This is a genomic window from Pseudomonas sp. (genome assembly GCF_050739935.1).
Classification (GTDB): Bacteria; Pseudomonadota; Gammaproteobacteria; order Pseudomonadales; family Pseudomonadaceae; genus Aquipseudomonas.
The window spans coordinates 1-14,916 of record NZ_JBOICF010000061.1; the positions used below are offsets into that span (position 1 = coordinate 1).

The following is a 14,916-nucleotide window of genomic DNA, read 5'->3' on the forward strand; positions in this document are numbered from 1 at the left end:
CGGTGGGTCAGCAATGGAAATTGTCGGCTGATCGTCCGCATTCGCCAGCAAGCCGGCTCCTACAGGGCGCGCGATCTCAGTCAAGTCTTGGTGTAATCATTGAAAAACTTCTTAGTCTCCTTTTGTGGATTGCTGTCTCTTTAACGAGACTCGGCAATCCCCAACGCTGCCATCTTTTTATAGAGCGTCGAACGACCCAACCCCAACTGACGTGCCGCCAGCATCACATTGCCCTGACATTGCGCCAGTTTCGCCTGAATCAACGCTCGATCGAAGCGCTCGCGGGCTTCGCTGTAGGTTTCCTCTTTCGCGGGCTCCGTCCGGGTCATTGCACCACCTGCTGGCGCCATCAACGTACCGATGGCCGCGCGTATCTCCTCAGCGCTCAGTTGCAGGTCGTCACTGAGCAGTGCCGCCCGTTCCAGCACGTTACGCAATTCGCGGACGTTGCCCGGCCAGGCATGTCGCCCCAGCATCGCCATGGCGCCGGGTTCGAGTTCATGCTGGCTATGCAGGTCTTCCAGAATCGCTTCACTGAGTGCCGGCAGATCATCCAGCCGCTCGCGCAGGGGCGGGACTTCGATCGGTAGAACGCTCAAGCGGTAATACAGATCGGCACGAAATTCGCCACGTTTGATCGCAGCTTCGAGATCCTTGGATGTCGCCGCAATCAGCCTGACGTTGCTCTTGATCATCTTGTTGGAGCCTACAGGCTCGTATTCCTTTTCCTGCAACACTCTGAGCAATTTGCTCTGCAAGGGCAGCGGCATGTCGCCGATCTCGTCGAGAAACAGCGTGCCGCCTTCGGCCAGATACAACTTGCCCTGTCGACCGCGTCGATCCGCGCCGGTGAACGCGCCCGGCACCGTGCCGAAGAACTCGGCCTCCAGCAGCGTTTCAGGGATTGCCGCACTGTTGATGCTGACAAAGGGCTTGTGCGCTCTGGGCGAAGTGTTGTGAATGGCGTGGGCGAGCAGCTCCTTGCCAGTGCCGGTCTCGCCCAGCAGCAAAACCGCCGACTCGCTGCTGGCACTGCGCCGGGCACGACGCTTGACTTCGAGACTCGCCGCGCTGGTGCCGATGAAGTGCGCGAAACTGTATTTGGCCTGCCGTGCGCGCAGCAGCGAGCGGGTCGAGGCCAGTTCCTGCTGCATGCTTAGATAACGCTTGAGCAGCGGTGACAGGGCGTGCAGCTCGTCGAACAGGGCAAAGCCAATCGCCCCGATCACCCCTCCGCTGTCGTCATGGATTGGCAGGCGCATGACCACCAGCGGATCTTTGGCGGTATCCATCATGTCCAGCAGGATGGGCTGACCATTGCTGGCGACCTGACGCATCAGACTGCCCGGAATGACTTTCTCACAGGGCTGGCCCACGGCCCGACCGGGATCGTCCAGACCAAAGCGCCGGGAGTAGCGCTCGTTGATCCAGACGATCCGTGCATCCTTGTCCACGATCACAGTACCTTCACTGGACTGCTCGATGATTTCGAACAACGAACGGATCGCTAAGCGCCGAACGCGTCGGTAATCCTTGAGGCTGTCACTGTCTTTCATGCACTGTTCCGAAGTTTCCGTCCGGCATCTGGCCGCCCAGACTGCTGGTTGTGGTGTTTTTCAATTGAAGCCTGGGTGCGCCGCCGCCAGCAATTCCCGGGTGTAGGGATGCTGAGGCGCGTCGAATACATCGTGGCTCGCGCCGCGTTCGACAACCTTGCCGTCCTTGACCACGATCAGATCATGGGCGAGGGCCTTTACGACCGCCAGATCGTGGCTAATGAACAGATAGGTCAGACCGTGCTTCTCCTGCAGTTGACGCAACAGCGCCACCACCTGTTTCTGCACTGTGCGATCCAGTGCCGAGGTGGGTTCATCGAGCAAAATCAAGGCAGGTTTGAGCACCAGAGCACGGGCGATGGCGATGCGTTGCCGTTGCCCGCCGGAAAACTCATGGGGATACCGATGCCGGCTCAATGGATCGATGCCGACTTCCTCCATTACACGAATCACTTCGGCTTCGCAGCGTACTTTGTCCAGTTCGCTGTGCACTTCCAGGCCCTCGCTGATGATCTGCGCCACCGACATGCGCGGGCTGAGACTGCCGTAAGGGTCCTGAAACACCACTTGCATCTGCTTGCGCCAGGGACGCATCTGCTTCTGGTTCAGGCTATCAAGTGCGTGCCCCTTGAAGCGGATACTGCCACGTGATTCCAGCAAGCGCAGAATTGCCTGACCAAGTGTCGATTTTCCCGAGCCGGACTCGCCGACAATGCCCAGCGTCTTTCCGAGCTCGATGCTCAGACTGATGTCATCGACGGCCTTGAGGTATTCCTGATGGCGATTGAAGATGCCACCCCCCAGCGAGAACCAGACGCGCAGGTTTTCGACTTCGAGGACTTTCTCACGGGTATCGCGGGGCAACGGTTCGCCAGCGGGTTCAGCGTCCAGCAGCAATTGGCTGTAAGGATGTTGCGGATGCTTGAACAGGGTATGGCAGTTGGACTGCTCGACGATCTCACCTGCACGCATCACGCAGACCTTCTGCGCGATGCTGTGCACCAGATTGAGGTCATGGCTGATCAGCAGCAGTGACATGTTCAGACGTTGCTGCAACTCCTTGAGCAGAAAAAGAATCTTGCGTTGCACGGTGACATCGAGCGCCGTGGTGGGCTCGTCGGCGATCAGCAACTCCGGCTCGCAGGCCAGCGCCATGGCAATCATCACCCGCTGGCGCTGGCCGCCGGACAATTCATGGGGGTAGGCCTTCAGACGCTTTTTGGGGTATTGAATGCCGACCAGCTCCAGTAATTCGAGAATGCGTGCCTGTGCAGCCTTGCCGCTCAAACCTTTGTGCAGCAACAGGGTTTCGCCGATCTGTCGGGAGACCGTGTGCAGCGGGTTCAGCGAGGTCATCGGCTCCTGGAAAATCATCGCGATCTGGTTGCCACGAATGCGCCGCATCATCTTGCCGTCGGCACCCAGCAACTCCTGGCCGCGATAGCGAATGCTGCCGGTGCTGACCGTCCCGGACTGAGGCAGCAATTGGAGAATGGAGTGCGCCGTCACCGACTTGCCGGAACCCGACTCGCCTACTAACGCCAGACATTCACCGGCCGGGATGTCGAGGCTGATGTTCTTGACCACTGTATGGCCGTTGAAGGACACCGACAGGTCGCGGATTTCAATGAGATTTTCGGACATGTCAGGACCTCGGGTCGAAGGCGTCACGCAGCGCCTCGCCAATGAAAACCAACAGCGAGAGAATCAGCGCCAGGGTGAAGAATGCAGTGAAGCCAAGCCAGGGCGCTTGCAGATTCTGCTTGCCCTGGCTGATCAGTTCACCCAGCGACGCACTGCCAGCGGGCATGCCGAACCCCAGGAAATCCAGTGCGGTAAGGGTCGAAATGGCGCCAGTGAGAATGAACGGCAAGTAGCTCAGGGTCGCGTTCATCGCATTGGGCAGAATATGGCGCAGGATCACTTTGCGGTCATCCAGGCCTAACGCTCGCGCCGCTTTCACGTACTCCAGATTGCGTCCGCGCAGGAACTCGGCGCGCACCACATCGACCAGGGCGAGCCAGGAGAACAGCGCCATGATGCCCAGCAGCCACCAGAAATTCGGCTCGACGAACCCCGACAGGATGATCAGCAGATACAGCACCGGCAGGCCGGACCACACTTCAAGCAAGCGTTGACCGATGAGGTCGACCCAACCGCCGTAGTAGCCCTGCAAGGCACCCGCAGCGATGCCGATCAAGGCGCTAATGAAGGTCAACGCCAAGGCGAACAGGATCGAGACCCGCGCGCCGAAGATGACTCGGGCCAGCACGTCGCGCGCCTGATCGTCGGTGCCCAGCCAGTTGATCGCTGAAGGCGGGCTGGGTGCGGGCTTGTTGAGGTCGTAGTTAGGTGTGTCATCGCTGAACGGGATCGGCGCAAACAGCATCCAGCCGTCGCCTTTGCTGATCAACTGGCGCACGTAGTCGCTGCGATAATCGGGCTGGAACGGCAACTGACCGCCGAATTCCTGTTCGGTGTGGCGTTTGAAGGCAGGAAAGTACAACTCGTGTTGATAACTGAGCACCAGCGGTTTGTCGTTGGCAATCAGTTCGCCGCACAGGCTGATGATGAACAGGGCGCAAAACAGCCAAAGAGACCACCAGCCGCGGCGGTTGTTACGAAAACGCTCGAAACGTCGGCGAGCCACCGGCGACAGTCTGCGCATCAGGCATTCCTCGCGCTGAAGTCGATTCGGGGGTCAACCAGGGTGTAGCAGATGTCTCCGACCAGTTTTATCAGCAGCCCGAACAGCGTGAAGATAAACAGCGAGCCGAACACTACCGGATAATCGCGGGACACAGCGGCCTCGTAACTCATGCGGCCCAGACCGTCGAGGGAGAAGATCACCTCGATCATCAAAGAGCCTGCGAAAAACACGCTGATGAACGCCTGCGGAATGCCCGCCACCACTAACAGCATCGCGTTGCGGAACACGTGGCCGTAAAGCACTTGGCGTTCGCTCAAGCCCTTGGCGCGTGCAGTGATCACGTATTGGCGGGTGACCTCGTTGAGGAAGGAATTCTTGGTGAGAATGGTCAGTGTTGCGAAGCCGCCGATCACCAGTGATGCGACGGGCAGGACCAGGTGCCAGAAATAGTCAGCGATCTTGCCCAGGGTGGTCATCTGATCGAAGTTTTCCGAGACCAGCCCGCGCACCGGGAACCAGCTCAGCGAAGTCCCCCCGGCAAACAGCACCACCAGCAGCATGGCGAACAGAAACGCCGGCATGGCGTAACCGATGATGATTGCCGTGCTGCTCCAGATATCGAAATGACTGCCGTGTTTGACTGCCTTGCGAATGCCTAAGGGAATCGACACCAGATAGGTGATCAGCGTCGCCCAAAGGCCAAGGGATATGGAGACTGGCATCTTCTGCAGAATCAAATCGGTCACTTTGGCGCCGCGGAAAAAGCTGTTTCCGAAGTCCAGGCTGGCGTAGTTCTTGAGCATCAGCCACAGACGCTCGTGCAGCGGTTTGTCGAAGCCGTACTGGCGTTCGATTTCCTTGATCAGCTTGGGGTCCAGGCCACGGCTGGCACGGGACTGTCCGGTGTTCATGGTTTCGGTATGCCCAGCGCCGATGGTGCCTCCAGCCACGCCTTGCAGCTTGGCGATGGCCTGTTCGACCGGGCCGCCAGGCGCCGCCTGGACGATAAAGAAGTTCACCAGAAGAATGCATAGCAGCGTGGGAACGATCAGCAGCAGACGCCTCGTCAAGTAGCCGAGCATTACTTCACCTCCGACGGAATGGCTGAGGCGCCCCGTTGCTGGGCGAATTGCTCAGTGGTCAGCGCTTGCGGACTGATCTCCCACCAGGTGTCGATCGCTTCGCTGTTGCTGGCCTGCACCTTGGGAATGCCGAAGCGGTTCCACCAGACTGTGGAAGAGCCTGGCGGATAATAGTTGGGAATCCAATAGAAGCCCCATTGCAGCACGCGGTCCAGCGCATGTGCGTAGTCGATCATGGCGGGTTTGGTGTCTGCCTTGGCCAGGCCGTCGATCAGGCTGTCGACAGCAGGATCGCGCAGCACCATGTAATTGCTGGAACCGGAATCCTTGGCGACCTTTGAGCCGAAGTTGTTGTACAGCTCCATGCCCGGCGAGGTCGATACGCCGTAGCCGGTGACGATCATGTCGTAGTCGCGGGCCATTACCCGGTTCAGGTACTGTGCCGAGTCGATGCGACGGATTTCGAAATCGACGCCGATCTGCGCCAGATTGCGTTTGTAAGGCAGCAGGATCTTCTCGAAACCGCTTTGGCCGTTGAGAAAGGTGAAGCTCAAAGGCTCGCCAGCGGCGTTGACCAGCTTGTCTTCCCTGGGCATCCAGCCGGCCTCTTCCAGCAGCGCCAACGCTTGCAGCTGTTTGTCGCGAATGAAGCCGGTGCCATCGGTTTTCGGTGTCTGGAATACGGTGGTGAAAACTTCAGGAGGGACCTGGCCGCGCAACGGTTCCAGCACTTTCAACTCGGACTCGGTAGGTAATTGCGTGGCAGCCAGATCGCTATTGGAGAAGTAACTGTTCTGGCGCACATAGACGTTGCGCATCATCTGCTTGTTGGTCCACTCGAAGTCCCAGAGCATCGCCAGCGCCTGGCGCACCCGGCGATCCTGGAATTTGGGCCGATCCAGATTGAACACAAAGCCCTGAGAGCTTTGCACCGCCCCCTTGGCCAGGTGCGCGCGCTGCAGGCGGCCCTCCGTCAGCGCCGGACTGTCGTAGCCGATGGAATAACCGGTGGCAGAGTACTCGCGGTTGTAGTCGTAACCGCCGCCACGCAGCACTTGGCGGGCAACGTCGGTATCACCGAAGTATTCGACGCTGAAATGATCAAAGTTGTACATGCCTCGGTTCACCGGCAAATCCTTGGCCCACCAGTTCGGATCACGCTCGAAGGTGATGCTGCGGCCCGGGTCGACCTTGCCGATGCGATACGGGCCGCTGCCCACCGGAACCTCGAAACCGCCGCCGTTGGTGAAATCCTTGTCCTTCCAGTAGTGCTCGGGGAACACCGGCAGGGACGCAAGGTCCAGCGGCAGGGTGCGGCTTTCATTGCTTTTGAAGTCGAAACGCACCTGCGTCGGCGACTCGACCTCGACGCCTTGTACGTCACCAAATTCGGTGCGGTACGACAGGCTGCCCTGGGTCATCAGCAGGTTGTAGGTGAAGCGTACGTCCTCGGCGGTAATGGGCGTGCCGTCGGAGAAGCGCGCCTTTGGATTGAGGAAGAAGCGCAATGACATACCATCTGCGGCGCGTTCCATTTTTTCGGCGATCAGGCCGTAGACGGTGTAGGGCTCATCCAGTGACTTCACCGCCAGCGGCGAATAAAGCAGACCATTGACCTGGGCGACGCCGGTACCCTTGTCCAGGTACGGCATGATGTGATCGTACTGACCGATTTCCTGTGCGGACCGGCGCATGCTGCCGCCTTTTGGGGCATCCGGGTTCACGTAGTCGAAATGTTTGAAATCTGCCGGATAGCGGGGAGCTTCGCCATAGACAGTCAACGCGTATTGAGGCGCGGCGGACAGGGGTTGAAAACCTGAGACAAGGACCAGTGTGGCAACGATCAGCGATGAAAAAACAAAACGCATTACACGAATCCTGACTGACGTTGTCGCGCAACATCAGGGTTGAAGGTCATGGACGAGCGATCGCTGCCGTCCTGTGGTTTTTATTCGTTACCTCCGGTGGCAAGGTACCGCAACGCCGTGATCTTTGTAACCGCACAGTACCTGTGGCTGCCGACTCGCTGTATTGACGTTGAAGCTTGCGGGGCCATTCAAGCGCCCGCAAGCCAGTGAACATGACAAAGCGAAGCAAATTCTTTGCCGAAATCGGTTCGGCGGCGCATTCCTGTACAGCAAATGCGAACGGCCCGCTTTTCAGGGCGGGCCGTTCGAGATGAGCATCCGGCAGGATCAGTCCTGACGGCTGGTCACTTCCAGCAGGTGGTAGCCGAACTGGGTTTTCACTGGGCCTTGCACGACATTCACTGGGGCGCTGAACACGACGGAATCGAATTCCTTGACCATTTGGCCTGGTCCGAAGGATCCCAGATCACCGCCCTGGCGGCTGGAAGGACAACTGGAGTTGGATTTCGCTACTTCGGCGAAATCAGCGCCACCTTCGATCTGAGCTTTGAGTTCGTTGCATTTCTCTTCGCTGGAAACAAGGATGTGGCGGGCAGTGGCTTTAGCCATGTGGGGTACTCCTGTCAAAAAAAGGAAAGAGCCTACCGGATTAAGGGACGCTTTTCCCGAGAAAGTTCCAGCGCGCAAACCGAGCGGCTTCATCCTGTCGAGTACTACAAGCCTTTTCTGAACAACAAGGCCGCATGTTCGACATACAGTTGCACTGGGTCGATATCTTTGCGCACCGTGTCAGTCGTCTGATTCACGGTCGCCAAATGATCGAGGGGATAATCGGAGCGGATGACCTTGCCCAGATGCGAGCTGTAGCGTCCGACGATTCCATCGTTGTTGGCAGCTTCGCGCTCGAAAAGGAGGGCGAACTGCGCAGCGCCAAGTGTAGTGGGTCCAACGTATTTTGTTCGTCGTCGAGCGGCGACCGCTGAATGCAACTGCCCCAGGAATAATAGTGCACGCCGTCCATGCGCTCGGGCTTCCATCGATGGGTTGGGCAGAACGGGGAACAGGTCTGAGCGGCCGTTGCTGCGTTTCCTACGACCTGAGTCCAGAAGTCGGGAGTGGCGCGCTGTCAACGGCGACACGCGCCTGGGAAGCAGGTCGCAGAACCCTGGCCGGCTTCCCATGTGCACCTGTTACCTGTAGCGCAGTTTGTCCACTGCTCCACGCAGCAAGCGCTCGGTGCCATCCCAACCCAGGCAGCCGTCGGTGACCGAAACGCCATAGCGCAGTGATTCACTCATGGGCTGGCAACCTTCGAACAGATGACTTTCCAGCATCATCCCAATCAGGCTGCGGTCACCCGCCAGGCGCTGCTGCAGGACATTGTTGAATACGTGGGGCTGGCGCAATGGGTCCTTGCCGCTATTGGCATGGCTGCAGTCAACCATGATGCGAGCGGCGATGCGGTTCTTGTTCAGACTGGCATTGACCTTGGCCACGCTCGTCTCATCGTAATTCGGCCCGCCGTGCCCGCCGCGCAGCACGATATGGGTGTCTGGATTACCTTGTGTTTCGATGATCGACGGATGGCCATGTCGATCAATGCCGAAGTGGCGATGGCCATGGGAGGCCGAGCGGATTGCATCGCATGCCACGGAAACGCCGCCGTCCGTGCCGTTCTTGAAGCCGACCGGCATTTGCAACCCGCTGGCCATCTCCCGGTGAATCTGCGATTCGGTGGTCCGCGCGCCGATGGCAACCCAGCTCAGCAGGTCGTCGAAGTAGCCAGCAGCCATCGGTTGCAGCAGCTCGGTCGCAATCGGCAGACCGAGGCTGATCATTTCGCGCATCAAATGGCGTGACAGTGTCAGGCCAGCGGCCATGTCGTCGCTGCCATCAAGGCGCGGGTCGTATGCCAGACCCTTCCAGCCGACCGTGGTCCGCGGCTTTTCGACATAGGCGCGCATCACCAGCAGCATCTGATCGCTGACTTCGATGGAGAGGCCGGCCAGGCGTTCGGCGTATTCAAGCGCGGATTTAGGATCGTGGATGGAGCACGGTCCGACGACCACCAGCAGGCGGGAATCCTCACCGTTGAGAATGGCGCGCACCGATTGGCGATGGGCTGCGACTTGTGCGCTTAGCGCGGCGTTCAGCGGTAACTGGTTTTTCAGCGCCAGGGTGCTGGGCAGGCGTTGTGGGGCAGGGTGGCTGTCGATCAGGGTCACAGGACTGGACGACAGGTCAGACAGGCTTTTTGCAACGACGGACGAATTCATGATCAGGGCTTCCTGGCCGGCGGGCGATATCCCGCGCGGACCTACTGGGGTGTTCGACAATTTGCCGTAAGGGCTGTGTGTGTGGATTTGCCACCTGTCAGTGACCGATCGGAGGCGGCAGGCTCTCCCGAGCGGAGGTTGCTAAATCGCCATGCAAAGTCGATGTCGTTGCGGTAATAGGTGCTGTAGTTCATGTGGTGTTCCTCAATTCGAAGCGTTAGTCGGTTTTTACGAAGCGTCAGCTGGTTTTTAGGCAGCCCAGAAAAACAAAACCCCCGGTCGGGAGGCCGACCGGGGGTAGAGTTATCTCTGGTTGGCGTCCCGTGATTCGTGGGCGCCGGTTGGGTATCAGGCGCGCCAGTGGCTAAACCAATACCCATAAAAATAAGAAGCAGGTGACAAGATTGTCGTTGCATCCCACGCAGCGATGTCCGCTACCGGACGTGAGACGTCGGCAGGGCGCTGAAGCTGTTGAAGGATGGAAGGCAACATGATCTGTCTCCGTGGAATGTCGGCGAGCTTACTTCAGGGACGCGGGGTTATTCAATTGGAAATTTCAATCGCGACGATGGATCGCTGTTTGTAAGGTGGCGAAACGGCCGGAAGACTGGTCAAGCCTCTGCACAACAGTAGAATGGCGCGGTGATGATTCGGGTGTCGAAGGCCCAGGTAACGGGCGATCAGGAGGATCAGCAATGCGAATGACTCAAAGACCCAGCACACAGATGTTCGCTGTAGCCCAATCCCGCTTGGCGGTGGGGAATGTCGAGGCGAATGTACCGCGTCCTCTGCAGTCGGTCGCGTTGTAGATGGCGACCGTGACCAAGATCAAAGGCAAACCACTCCGATTGCAACCCGCAACCAACGAGGATCTGGCCTTCGCCCGTGAATTGACCCGAGTCAACATGCGCGAGTATTACATTCGTTATGGTCTGGTATGGCAGCCTGAAGCATTCGATGCAGAGTGGCCGAGGCGCGAGAGCTATCTGGTTGTCCAGGCGGGCAGAGCAATCGGCTTTCTCGGATTGACCATCGAAAGCGCCTACCTTTATGTGCGCGATGTCCAGTTGATCGAAGCTTACCGCGGCGAAGGCGTGGGGGAGTGGGTCATGACCTGCGTTGCGCAGATGGCCACAGAGCGGGGGTGTGCAAGCGTTCGGCTGAAGGTGTTCAAGAGCAACCCGGCCGTGGGGCTGTATGCCAGGCTCGGCTATCTCCATGCAGGAGAAGAAGCTGCGCTGTTCTGGATGGAGCGCGTGGTAAATCAGTGACGTCTGGCGCCCGCAAAGGCAACCTGCCCCGATCAGCTGCGGATTGAAAACGGGTGCGCGTGTATTTGTGCTTAATTAAGGCCAACTTTGCATAAAGGTCCTACAAAAATATGGGCCTAACTAATTTCCCAACGTATCCGCCTTAGTCGATGGCGCCGGTATCACGCCTACTTTCATGCCTAATAGCACCGCTACTTTATGTGATTCGCCTCGTCGGCCTTTTTTTCGGCCGGAAAGAATCTGATAGGTCGTGGCCGGGTCGACGCTGTTTTCCCGGGCAAACTCTTGAACAGATTTACCTTGTTGTTCCAACCAGGCCTTGGCTTGTGCTGCGCTGCGTATTCCGGGCATAGTTCAAAACCGTTCAAGTTTGTTCAAATTTATCTGGATTCTACCATTCGTAAGGATGGGGTCAACAAGGTTACGCATTCAAATGAGTGGAATTGGTGCCCGACTTAGGGAAGAAAGAGAACGCTTGGGACTTTCGCAACGAGCGTTTGGAGAAATTGGTGGTGTCGAGCCCAATGCGCAAGGCAAATATGAAAGCGGTGACCGCACGCCCAAGGCCAACTATCTGGCGGCCGTAGCTGCCAAGGGTGTTGATGTGCTCTATGTATTGACCGGCTCACGCACGCCAGCACCCCTTGATAATCTCAGCGAGGTGGAAGAGTGGGTGCTGGGCAGTTACAGGACGCTGGTCAAAGAAGATCAGGACGCCATTCTTCGGCTGACGACCACGCTGGCAGAATATAAGGCGACCTATGCGATGGAAAGGAGATTAACTTCAGAAGAAGACTGACATTTCATTACGCCTGCCTCCATGCGTTTGAAGATTTTTTGCAAGTTTCATGGTCGATGATGATAGCTTGTCGGTATCGTTGTAGATCATCTGGCACGGCCAGCCGAACATTGCTTCGCTAGGTTCTGCACTTTCTTTTTTGCTAATGTGACGAGCTGTCGTCATGAATCGTTTGGTGAGGTGTCTGCTTGATTAGGGTGCTGGTTGTCGATGACCATGATCTGGTTCGGACAGGTATCACACGCATGCTCGCCGACATCGACGGTCTGCAGGTGGTCGGGCAGGCCGACTCTGGCGAGGAATCGTTGAAAAAAGCCCGTGAGCTCAAACCCGATGTCGTGCTGATGGACGTGAAGATGCCTGGCATCGGCGGTCTTGAGGCCACCCGCAAGCTGTTGCGCAGTCATCCTGATATTAAAGTGGTTGCGGTGACGGTATGTGAAGAGGATCCGTTTCCCACGCGCTTGCTGCAAGCGGGGGCTGCAGGCTACATGACCAAGGGGGCGGGCCTGACTGAAATGGTCCAGGCCATTCGCCTGGTGTTCGCCGGTCAGCGCTATATCAGCCCGCAGATTGCCCAGCAGCTCGCGCTCAAGTCCTTTCAACCGCAAACCAGCAATTCACCGTTCGATCTCTTGTCCGAGCGCGAAATCCAGATCGCGCTGATGATCGTCGGTTGCCAGAAGGTGCAAACCATTTCCGACAAACTTTGCCTGTCCCCTAAAACCGTGAATACCTACCGATACCGCATCTTCGAGAAGCTTTCGATCGGCAGTGACGTCGAGCTTGCCTTGCTGGCCGTTCGTCACGGCATGGTCGATGCCAGCGCCTGAAATGACCCAGCCGTTTGATCCCAGCGCCTTTCTTGCCACCTGCAGTGGCCGCCCCGGTGTTTATCGCATGTTCGATACCGAGGGGCGGCTTCTTTATGTGGGCAAAGCCAAGAACCTGAAAAAGCGCCTCGCCAGCTATTTCCGCAAAACCGGCCACGCGCCGAAGACTGGGGCGCTGGTAGCGCGTATCTCTCAGATCGAAACCACCATCACCGCCAATGAAACCGAGGCGTTGTTGCTGGAACAGACGCTGATCAAGGAGTCGCGACCGCCCTATAACATCTTGCTGCGGGACGACAAATCCTACCCTTACGTGCACTTGTCCGACGGCGAGTTCCCGCGCCTGAGCATCCATCGCGGCGCCAAGAAGGCCAAGGGGCGCTACTTTGGGCCTTACCCGAGTGCCGGTGCGATACGTGAGAGCCTGAGCATCCTGCAAAAGACTTTCCATGTCCGTCAGTGCGAAGACAGCTTCTACAAGAATCGCACCCGCCCTTGCCTGCAATACCAGATCAAGCGCTGCAAGGCACCCTGCGTCAACTTCGTCGAACCGCAGGTTTACGCCGAAGACGTGCGTCACTCGGTGATGTTTCTGGAAGGGCGAAGCAATGCCCTTACCGATGAGCTGAACATGCTCATGGAGAAGGCGGCGATGGCGCTCAATTTCGAGCAGGCCGCCGAGTTGCGCGACCAGATCGGCTTGCTGCGCCGGGTCCAGGATCAACAGAGCATGGAAGGTGGCAGTGGCGACGTTGATGTGGTCGCAGCCTTCGTCAACCCAGGCGGCGCCTGTGTGCATTTGATCAGCGTGCGTGGCGGGCGGGTATTGGGCAGCAAGAACTTCTTTCCTCAGGTGGGCATCGAGGAGGAGGTCGGCGAGGTCATGTCGGCGTTTCTGGCGCAGTATTTCCTCGGCGGCGGCGAACGCGAGCTGCCGAGCGAAGTGATCGTCAACGTGGTCAACGAAGACTTCCCCGCGCTGATCGAGGCCATCGATGCCTCCCGTGGCAAGGAGGTCACCATCAGCCATCGGGTGCGCGGAACTCGGGCGCGCTGGCAGCAATTGGCCGTGACCAACGCCGAACAAGCTTTGGCGGCACGGCTGGCCAACCGTCAACACGTCGCGGCACGTTTCGAAGCGCTAGCCGAGGTGCTCAAGCTGGATGAACCACCGCAGCGGCTGGAGTGCTACGACATCAGTCACTCCAGTGGCGAAGCGACAGTGGCGTCGTGCGTGGTATTCGGGCCCGAAGGGCCGATCAAGTCCGACTATCGCCGCTACAACATCGAAGGTGTGACGGCGGGCGACGACTATGCAGCGATGCATCAGGCGCTGACCCGACGCTTCAGCAAGATCAAGGATGGCGAGGGCAAGTTGCCGGATATTCTGTTGGTCGACGGCGGCAAGGGGCAATTGAACATGGCCCGTGACGTCATGAATGAACTGGCTGTGCCCGACCTGATCCTGCTGGGTGTGGCCAAGGGTACGACGCGCAAGGCCGGTTTCGAGACGCTGTATCTGAATGACGCCGCCAATGAATTCACGCTGCGTGGCGATTCGCCAGCGCTGCACCTGATTCAGCAGATCCGCGACGAAGCGCACCGCTTTGCAATCACCGGGCACCGCGCGCGCCGCGGCAAGACGCGGCGTACATCGACCCTCGAAGGCGTGGCGGGCGTGGGGCCGACACGGCGTCGTGACCTGCTGAAGCACTTCGGTGGCCTGCAGGAATTGTCCCGCGCCAGCATCGAAGAAATCGCCAAGGCACCCGGAATCAGTAAAAAGCTCGCAGAGTCGATTTATGCGAGCCTGCACAGCGAGTAGAATGCCCGCTCACCTCGTAGCCAGTTGTGCCGATGAATATCCCTAATCTGATCACCGTATTACGTGTCCTGCTGATTCCGATCTTCATTCTGTTGTTTTATCTGCCTTATTACTGGAGCTACATGGCTGCCAGTTCGGTCTTCGCCCTCGCGGCCGCGACCGACTGGCTGGACGGCTATCTGGCCCGTCGGCTGGAGCAGAGCACGCCATTTGGCGCTTTTCTCGATCCGGTGGCCGACAAGCTCATGGTCGCCGTGGCGCTGGTGCTGCTGGTGCAGGCCCACGCCAATTTCTGGCTGACCTTGCCGGCAGCCGTCATCATTGGCCGTGAGATCGTGATTTCGGCGTTGCGCGAATGGATGGCCGAACTGGGCGCGCGCGCTCAGGTGGCGGTTTCGAATCTGGGCAAGTGGAAGACAGCGGCGCAGATGCTCGCGCTGGTTATCCTGCTGGCCAATCCGCCGGCGTTCACGTTCTGGGTCGTATTGGGTTACGTGCTGCTGATGATAGCGGCGGGGCTCACCCTCTGGTCGATGGTGCAATACCTCAGAGCGGCCTGGCCGCATCTGCGCACGACCACAGAGGAAAAATAAGTTTTTTTAAATCAAGGGCTTGACGGGGTCATTTGAATCTATAGAATGGCGCCCACACCAAGCGGGAATAGCTCAGTTGGTAGAGCACGACCTTGCCAAGGTCGGGGTCGCGAGTTCGAGTCTCGTTTCCCGCTCCAAATTATGATCTACAGACTTCCACTGG

Annotated in this window: 14 protein-coding genes and 1 tRNA gene; 7 read left to right on the top strand and 8 right to left on the bottom strand. The window is 58.4% G+C overall.

Annotation, left to right across the window (positions count from 1 at the left end; translation table 11 throughout):
- Nucleotides 1–140: 140 nt before the first annotated feature.
- The 6 genes from ACRER8_RS10985 to ACRER8_RS11010 form a co-directional block, all read right to left on the bottom strand.
- Nucleotides 141–1,556 carry a sigma-54 interaction domain-containing protein gene (locus ACRER8_RS10985; RefSeq protein WP_431746361.1) on the bottom strand — a complete coding sequence of 472 codons (1,416 nt, stop codon included), beginning with the start codon at nt 1,554–1,556 and terminating at the stop codon, nt 141–143.
- 60 nt (nt 1,557–1,616) lie between these two features.
- On the bottom strand, nt 1,617–3,200 hold the full coding sequence (locus ACRER8_RS10990) for an ABC transporter ATP-binding protein (RefSeq protein WP_431746362.1): 1,584 nt from the start codon (nt 3,198–3,200) through the stop codon (nt 1,617–1,619).
- Nucleotide 3,201: 1 nt separating this feature from the next.
- Complete coding sequence (locus ACRER8_RS10995) at nt 3,202–4,224, bottom strand: ABC transporter permease (RefSeq protein ID WP_431746363.1); 1,023 nt, start codon at nt 4,222–4,224, stop codon at nt 3,202–3,204.
- Complete coding sequence (locus tag ACRER8_RS11000; protein WP_431746364.1) at nt 4,224–5,288, bottom strand: microcin C ABC transporter permease YejB; 1,065 nt, start codon at nt 5,286–5,288, stop codon at nt 4,224–4,226. Before ACRER8_RS11000 ends, ACRER8_RS10995 begins: the two co-directional genes overlap by 1 nt.
- Nucleotides 5,288–7,156, bottom strand: coding sequence for an extracellular solute-binding protein (locus ACRER8_RS11005; RefSeq protein ID WP_431746365.1), 1,869 nt, complete (start codon nt 7,154–7,156; stop codon nt 5,288–5,290). The genes ACRER8_RS11000 and ACRER8_RS11005 overlap by 1 nt, the downstream gene beginning before the upstream one ends.
- Nucleotides 7,157–7,483: 327 nt before the next feature.
- The gene (locus ACRER8_RS11010) at nt 7,484–7,765 is read right to left on the bottom strand and encodes a peptidylprolyl isomerase (protein ID WP_431746366.1); all 282 of its coding nucleotides are present in this window, start codon (nt 7,763–7,765) and stop codon (nt 7,484–7,486) included.
- Between the two features lie 134 nt (nt 7,766–7,899).
- Here ACRER8_RS11010 and ACRER8_RS11015 point away from each other — a divergent pair, with 134 nt between their 5' ends.
- Nucleotides 7,900–8,139 carry a hypothetical protein gene (locus tag ACRER8_RS11015; RefSeq protein ID WP_431746367.1) on the top strand — a complete coding sequence of 80 codons (240 nt, stop codon included), beginning with the start codon at nt 7,900–7,902 and terminating at the stop codon, nt 8,137–8,139.
- 207 nt (nt 8,140–8,346) lie between these two features.
- Here ACRER8_RS11015 and ACRER8_RS11020 read toward each other — a convergent pair whose 3' ends face one another.
- Nucleotides 8,347–9,432: a 3-deoxy-7-phosphoheptulonate synthase gene (locus tag ACRER8_RS11020; RefSeq protein ID WP_431746368.1), complete on the bottom strand. Its 1,086-nt coding sequence runs from the start codon at nt 9,430–9,432 to the stop codon at nt 8,347–8,349.
- 818 nt (nt 9,433–10,250) lie between these two features.
- Here ACRER8_RS11020 and ACRER8_RS11025 point away from each other — a divergent pair.
- Nucleotides 10,251–10,703, top strand: a complete 453-nt coding sequence (locus ACRER8_RS11025) for a GNAT family N-acetyltransferase (RefSeq protein WP_431746369.1) — start codon at nt 10,251–10,253, stop codon at nt 10,701–10,703.
- A gap of 120 nt (nt 10,704–10,823) precedes the next feature.
- On the opposite strand, the gene ACRER8_RS11030 is transcribed toward ACRER8_RS11025, so the two are convergent.
- On the bottom strand, nt 10,824–11,054 hold the full coding sequence (locus ACRER8_RS11030) for a DNA-binding protein (protein ID WP_431746370.1): 231 nt from the start codon (nt 11,052–11,054) through the stop codon (nt 10,824–10,826).
- A gap of 82 nt (nt 11,055–11,136) precedes the next feature.
- Here ACRER8_RS11030 and ACRER8_RS11035 point away from each other — a divergent pair, with 82 nt between their 5' ends.
- The 5 genes from ACRER8_RS11035 (at nt 11,137) to ACRER8_RS11055 (ending at nt 14,890) form a co-directional block, all read left to right on the top strand.
- Nucleotides 11,137–11,502, top strand: a complete 366-nt coding sequence (locus ACRER8_RS11035; RefSeq protein ID WP_431746371.1) for a helix-turn-helix domain-containing protein — start codon at nt 11,137–11,139, stop codon at nt 11,500–11,502.
- Nucleotides 11,503–11,690: 188 nt separating this feature from the next.
- Nucleotides 11,691–12,335, top strand: a complete 645-nt coding sequence (gene gacA / locus ACRER8_RS11040; protein ID WP_346830687.1) for a response regulator transcription factor GacA — start codon at nt 11,691–11,693, stop codon at nt 12,333–12,335.
- A gap of 1 nt (nt 12,336) precedes the next feature.
- The gene (gene uvrC / locus ACRER8_RS11045) at nt 12,337–14,160 is read left to right on the top strand and encodes an excinuclease ABC subunit UvrC (protein WP_431746372.1); all 1,824 of its coding nucleotides are present in this window, start codon (nt 12,337–12,339) and stop codon (nt 14,158–14,160) included.
- Between the two features lie 32 nt (nt 14,161–14,192).
- Nucleotides 14,193–14,753 carry a CDP-diacylglycerol--glycerol-3-phosphate 3-phosphatidyltransferase gene (gene pgsA, locus ACRER8_RS11050; RefSeq protein ID WP_404619614.1) on the top strand — a complete coding sequence of 187 codons (561 nt, stop codon included), beginning with the start codon at nt 14,193–14,195 and terminating at the stop codon, nt 14,751–14,753.
- Between the two features lie 61 nt (nt 14,754–14,814).
- Nucleotides 14,815–14,890 (top strand) — tRNA-Gly (locus ACRER8_RS11055).
- The last annotated feature ends 26 nt before the right edge of the window (nt 14,891–14,916 follow it).

Coding starts and splice junctions, on each gene's coding strand:
- ACRER8_RS10985 (WP_431746361.1), bottom strand. CDS start 1,556: ATGAAAGACAGTGACAGCCTCAAGGATTACCGACGCGTTCGGCGCTTA.
- ACRER8_RS10990 (WP_431746362.1), bottom strand. CDS start 3,200: ATGTCCGAAAATCTCATTGAAATCCGCGACCTGTCGGTGTCCTTCAAC.
- ACRER8_RS10995 (WP_431746363.1), bottom strand. CDS start 4,224: ATGCGCAGACTGTCGCCGGTGGCTCGCCGACGTTTCGAGCGTTTTCGT.
- ACRER8_RS11000 (WP_431746364.1), bottom strand. CDS start 5,288: ATGCTCGGCTACTTGACGAGGCGTCTGCTGCTGATCGTTCCCACGCTG.
- ACRER8_RS11005 (WP_431746365.1), bottom strand. CDS start 7,156: ATGCGTTTTGTTTTTTCATCGCTGATCGTTGCCACACTGGTCCTTGTC.
- ACRER8_RS11010 (WP_431746366.1), bottom strand. CDS start 7,765: ATGGCTAAAGCCACTGCCCGCCACATCCTTGTTTCCAGCGAAGAGAAA.
- ACRER8_RS11015 (WP_431746367.1), top strand. CDS start 7,900: ATGTTCGACATACAGTTGCACTGGGTCGATATCTTTGCGCACCGTGTC.
- ACRER8_RS11020 (WP_431746368.1), bottom strand. CDS start 9,432: ATGAATTCGTCCGTCGTTGCAAAAAGCCTGTCTGACCTGTCGTCCAGT.
- ACRER8_RS11030 (WP_431746370.1), bottom strand. CDS start 11,054: ATGCCCGGAATACGCAGCGCAGCACAAGCCAAGGCCTGGTTGGAACAA.
- ACRER8_RS11035 (WP_431746371.1), top strand. CDS start 11,137: ATGAGTGGAATTGGTGCCCGACTTAGGGAAGAAAGAGAACGCTTGGGA.
- uvrC (WP_431746372.1), top strand. CDS start 12,337: ATGACCCAGCCGTTTGATCCCAGCGCCTTTCTTGCCACCTGCAGTGGC.
- pgsA (WP_404619614.1), top strand. CDS start 14,193: ATGAATATCCCTAATCTGATCACCGTATTACGTGTCCTGCTGATTCCG.